Origin of the sequence: Microbacterium sp. Leaf203, from assembly GCF_001421275.1 — a bacterium.
In the GTDB taxonomy this organism is placed as follows: domain Bacteria; phylum Actinomycetota; class Actinomycetes; order Actinomycetales; family Microbacteriaceae; genus Microbacterium; species Microbacterium testaceum_A.
The window spans coordinates 1-4543 of sequence record NZ_LMKF01000009.1 but is presented as its reverse complement, the minus strand read 5'-3'; the positions used below and the strand labels follow the sequence as shown (position 1 = coordinate 4543).

The following is a 4543-nucleotide window of genomic DNA, read 5'->3' as shown; positions in this document are numbered from 1 at the left end:
GGGAAGTCGTTACGCCATTCGTGCAGGTCGGAACTTACCCGACAAGGAATTTCGCTACCTTAGGATGGTTATAGTTACCACCGCCGTTTACTGGGGCTTAAATTCTCAGCTTCGCCTTGCGGCTAACCGGTCCTCTTAACCTTCCAGCACCGGGCAGGCGTCAGTCCGTATACATCGTCTTGCGACTTGGCACGGACCTGTGTTTTTAGTAAACAGTCGCTACCCACTAGTCTCTGCGGCCACCACACCCTTTCGGAGCAAGTCCTAATAAGTGGATGGCCCCCCTTCTCCCGAAGTTACGGGGGCATTTTGCCGAGTTCCTTAACCACGATTCTCTCGATCTCCTTGGTATTCTCTACCTGACCACCTGAGTCGGTTTGGGGTACGGGCGGCTAGAACCTCGCGTCGATGCTTTTCTCGGCAGCATAGGATCACCCACTTTTTATCCGCATCGTGTCTCAGCCTGTATGAGTGACGGATTTGCCTATCACTCGGCCTACGCACTTGCACCAGGACTACCATCGCCTGGCTTGGGCTACCTTCCTGCGTCACACCTGTTAATACGCTAGCCGCACCAGCATGGGGTCGAGCGTTCACACGGACGCGTCTCACCCCGAAGGGATCAACAACATTCCGAGCTAGGACTCTTAGCACCACTGGATTAGCTTGGGCGGTTCTTCGCCGGTACGGGAATATCAACCCGTTGTCCATCGACTACGCCTGTCGGCCTCGCCTTAGGTCCCGACTTACCCAGGGAAGATTAGCTTGACCCTGGAACCCTTGGTCTTTCGGAGGACGTGTTTCTCACACGTCTTTCGCTACTCATGCCTGCATTCTCACTCGTGTAGCGTCCACGGCTGGGTCACCCCGCCGCTTCACTCGCCACACGACGCTCTCCTACCCATCAACACGGCTGGACCACGAAGGCCTACCAAAAATGTCAATGCCACAACTTCGGTGGCGTGCTTGAGCCCCGTTACATTGTCGGCGCGGAATCACTTGACCAGTGAGCTATTACGCACTCTTTCAAGGGTGGCTGCTTCTAAGCCAACCTCCTGGTTGTCAAAGCAACTCCACATCCTTTCCCACTTAGCACGCGCTTAGGGACCTTAGTTGGTGGTCTGGGTTGTTTCCCTCTCGACTATGAAGCTTATCCCCCACAGTCTCACTGCTGCGCTCTCACTTACCGGCATTCGGAGTTTGGCTGACGTCAGTAACCTTGTAGGGCCCATCGGCCATCCAGTAGCTCTACCTCCGGCAAGAAACACGCAACGCTGCACCTAAATGCATTTCGGAGAGAACCAGCTATCACGAAGTTTGATTGGCCTTTCACCCCTATCCACAGCTCATCCCCTCAGTTTTCAACCTAAGTGGGTTCGGTCCTCCACGACGTCTTACCGTCGCTTCAACCTGGCCATGGATAGATCACTTCGCTTCGGGTCTAGGACACGCGACTGAATCGCCCTATTCAGACTCGCTTTCGCTACGGCTACCCCACTCGGGTTAACCTCGCCACGTATCGCTAACTCGCAGGCTCATTCTTCAAAAGGCACGCTGTCACCCCTACTAAGGAGGCTCCAACGGTTTGTAAGCAAACGGTTTCAGGTACTATTTCACTCCCCTCCCGGGGTACTTTTCACCTTTCCCTCACGGTACTTGTCCGCTATCGGTCATCTGGGAGTATTTAGGCTTATCAGGTGGTCCTGACAGATTCACACGGGATTTCTCGGGCCCCGTGCTACTTGGGATACTCTTCACGCCAAGAACAGGCATTTCGACTACGGGGTTCGCACCCTCTATGACCGGCCATTCAAAACCGTTCGTCTATACCCTCTTGTCACGTCGATCATTCGGCAGAACAATCAGAAAAGTCCCACAACCCCCAACATGCAACGCCTGCCGGCTATCACACACGCTAGGTTTAGCCTCTTCCGGTTTCGCTCGCCACTACTTACGGAATCGCTTTTGCTTTCTCTTCCTGTGGGTACTGAGATGTTTCACTTCCCCACGTTCCCTCTACCCGCCCTATATATTCAGGCGGGAGTCACCAGGTACGCACGCGCCCTGGCGGGGTTTCCCCATTCGGACACCCTCGGATCAAAACTCGCTTATCAGTTCCCCGAGGCTTATCGCAGATTGCTACGTCCTTCTTCGGCTCCAGATGCCAAGGCATCCACCGTTTGCTCTTAAAGACTTGAAATCACATGAGTTGAATCGTCAAAAAATTGACTAATGATCTTTAAGATCATCTTCACGACACAAACNCAAAAGGCTCATGTCGAAGATGCTCGCGTCCACTGTGTAGTTCTCAAAGTACGGGCGGTACCCCTCCCCCACACCCACCAACCGGCAAGCGCAAGAAGAGGCCCTCGAGGAACAGCCACCAACAAAGAATCCGAAGACCCCCGNCAAAAGGCTCATGTCGAAGATGCTCGCGTCCACTGTGTAGTTCTCAAAGTACGGGCGGTACCCACCCCAGCCACCGGAACACCGGTACCGAAGCAGGCCCTCGAGGAACAGCCACCAACCACCACCAGCCATACGACTGACGCGANNNTCAGCGCCCGGCCCCTCAGGACCCAACAGCGTGCATGTATCGACAACTCCGAACCAGATCGTTCCAGTGGCAAGCCACGTACTAAACCCGAGAACCTCGTCCCCGACACCAAGTCAAATGTTCCACCCATGAGCTAACCGGCAGACACATTCGGTCTGATCCGGCGCCTGAACAACCCCATTACAGGGCGTCAGATGCTCCTTAGAAAGGAGGTGATCCAGCCGCACCTTCCGGTACGGCTACCTTGTTACGACTTAGTCCTAATTACCGATCCCACCTTCGACGGCTCCCTCCACAAGGGTTGGGCCACCGGCTTCAGGTGTTACCGACTTTCATGACTTGACGGGCGGTGTGTACAAGACCCGGGAACGTATTCACCGCAGCGTTGCTGATCTGCGATTACTAGCGACTCCGACTTCATGAGGTCGAGTTGCAGACCTCAATCCGAACTGGGACCGGCTTTTTGGGATTCGCTCCACCTCACGGTATTGCAGCCCTTTGTACCGGCCATTGTAGCATGCGTGAAGCCCAAGACATAAGGGGCATGATGATTTGACGTCATCCCCACCTTCCTCCGAGTTGACCCCGGCAGTATCCCATGAGTTCCCACCATTACGTGCTGGCAACATAGAACGAGGGTTGCGCTCGTTGCGGGACTTAACCCAACATCTCACGACACGAGCTGACGACAACCATGCACCACCTGTTTACGAGTGTCCAAAGAGTTGACCATTTCTGGCCCGTTCTCGTATATGTCAAGCCTTGGTAAGGTTCTTCGCGTTGCATCGAATTAATCCGCATGCTCCGCCGCTTGTGCGGGTCCCCGTCAATTCCTTTGAGTTTTAGCCTTGCGGCCGTACTCCCCAGGCGGGGAACTTAATGCGTTAGCTGCGTCACGGAAACCGTGGAATGGTCCCCACAACTAGTTCCCAACGTTTACGGGGTGGACTACCAGGGTATCTAAGCCTGTTTGCTCCCCACCCTTTCGCTCCTCAGCGTCAGTTACGGCCCAGAGATCTGCCTTCGCCATCGGTGTTCCTCCTGATATCTGCGCATTCCACCGCTACACCAGGAATTCCAATCTCCCCTACCGCACTCTAGTCTGCCCGTACCCACTGCAGGCCCGAGGTTGAGCCTCGGGATTTCACAGCAGACGCGACAAACCGCCTACGAGCTCTTTACGCCCAATAATTCCGGATAACGCTTGCGCCCTACGTATTACCGCGGCTGCTGGCACGTAGTTAGCCGGCGCTTTTTCTGCAGGTACCGTCACTTTCGCTTCTTCCCTGCTAAAAGAGGTTTACAACCCGAAGGCCGTCATCCCTCACGCGGCGTTGCTGCATCAGGCTTTCGCCCATTGTGCAATATTCCCCACTGCTGCCTCCCGTAGGAGTCTGGGCCGTGTCTCAGTCCCAGTGTGGCCGGTCACCCTCTCAGGCCGGCTACCCGTCGACGCCTTGGTGAGCCATTACCTCACCAACAAGCTGATAGGCCGCGAGCCCATCCCAGACCGAAAAATCTTTCCAAACACGACCATGCGATCACGTCTCATATCCAGTATTAGACGCCGTTTCCAGCGCTTATCCCAGAGTCCAGGGCAGGTTGCTCACGTGTTACTCACCCGTTCGCCACTGATCCACCAAGCAAGCTTGGCTTCACCGTTCGACTTGCATGTGTTAAGCACGCCGCCAGCGTTCATCCTGAGCCAGGATCAAACTCTCCGTAAAAAAGAAATGCATACAACCACCGGGAAAACGGGGCCGCAGCGAGTTTGAAACTGACCAAAGAAAAACATCATTACTGACGAATTTCACGCCAACCCCCGAAAGGGTTGGACTTTGATCCAAAGGAATTTCTCGCAATCCAACAAAAGTCAGACCGACGAGGAATAAATTGGCATTTGACAAGTGCACGCTGTTGAGTTCTCAAGGAACGGACGCACCCACAGAAACGATCTCTCGACCTACCCGTGAGGCAGTTCACTTC

2 rRNA genes are annotated in these 4543 nt (G+C 54.6%); both read right to left on the bottom strand.

The annotated features are described in order from the left end of the window. Window positions 1-2200, bottom strand: a 23S ribosomal RNA gene (locus ASE56_RS01215); the annotation flags it as partial. A 562-nt stretch (window positions 2201-2762) separates the two neighbouring features. Beyond that, window positions 2763-4284, bottom strand: a 16S ribosomal RNA gene (locus ASE56_RS01210). Window positions 4285-4543 lie beyond the last annotated feature (259 nt).